The organism is Roseateles sp. P5_E11 (assembly GCF_054049355.1).
Window position 1 is genome coordinate 1 of sequence record NZ_JBFUMO010001059.1, and the last position, 1,018, is coordinate 1,018.

Here is a 1,018-nt window from a genome sequence, read left to right on the forward strand (position 1 = left end):
CTTCGCATCACCCACTGCGCGTCGGACGTCCAGATCTTGACCGCGATGCTGCGATCGACTCGATCGGGCGTTTCCGTCGGTACCACGTGCGCATTGGTCAGCACGTGCAGGCCGTCCGCGACAACAAAGCCTGCGGCCTTGAACCCGAAGCGGGGGTTGTCCATCAACCCCCAGCTGCCCACGACAACGACCGAGCGCTTGGCCCGCGCAATCAGTTCCGGCAGAGTTTCCGCACCGGCTGCGGTGCCGATGCATGCCAGTCCGGCCGCAAGGGCCAGCAGGCGACGTCGGCCGGGGCTGTTCACAGCTCGCCTGCAACGTACTCGGTTTCCAGCGCACTGACGGCGCGGCGCCAGACATCGTCGGGCTCATCCACGCGAAAGCCATAGAACTCGCCGGTGTCGGTGTGGTGGTGTCGCATCACCTTCACGTCCAGCGTCGCCTTGTCCTGCACGCCCAATTCCACCCGGACCGCGCCGTCAGCCCCGATCGGTATGTCGAGCTTGGACTGGGCCTGGAAGCCCGACAGGGAAATTTCGATGACGGTCATCACGATGGAGCGCTCATCGCCGTCGAGCCGCACACGCAGTTCGGCCGGGCAGCGCAGCGAGAAGCGCTGATGCCGGCGCATCGGATGAAAGCCCGTGTCCGATCCACTCATCATCGGCAGAACGGCCCGGAACTCGGGCTGGTCGTAGATGGACCACAACAGCGCCTTGCGGCGGTCGTCCAGTTCCGCGAAGACCTGGCTGCGCTGATTGAAGAAGTGGTCGAGGATGTCCGGCGTCAACACCGGATCATTGGTCGTGAAATAGCGGCGCTTGGGCAGCTTGATGTTGGGCAGGCTCAGCTGGACGAAGTAGTTATAGAGGTTCTTGCGTTCCCTGCGCTTGCCGTAGACGCGCCGGAATATCTCTTTCGCTACCGGCAGGTCCAGAGTGGCGCCGACGGCGGGTGCGCCATTGGCGAAGTCGTAGTTGGCAACGACGTTTTCCTGCAGCCGCTCAAAAAACAGCAG

Annotated in this window: 1 protein-coding gene and 1 pseudogene; both read right to left on the reverse strand. The window is 63.5% G+C overall.

Translation table 11 applies throughout. From position 1 onward, the window contains the following. Positions 1 to 305: pseudogene (locus ACXJKR_RS33385) on the reverse strand (serine protease); the annotation flags it as partial. Beyond that, a partial coding sequence (locus ACXJKR_RS33390; protein WP_457326514.1) for a PilZ domain-containing protein occupies positions 302 to 1,018 on the reverse strand: 717 nt, incomplete at its 5' end. The pseudogene ACXJKR_RS33385 and the gene ACXJKR_RS33390, both read right to left, overlap by 4 nt.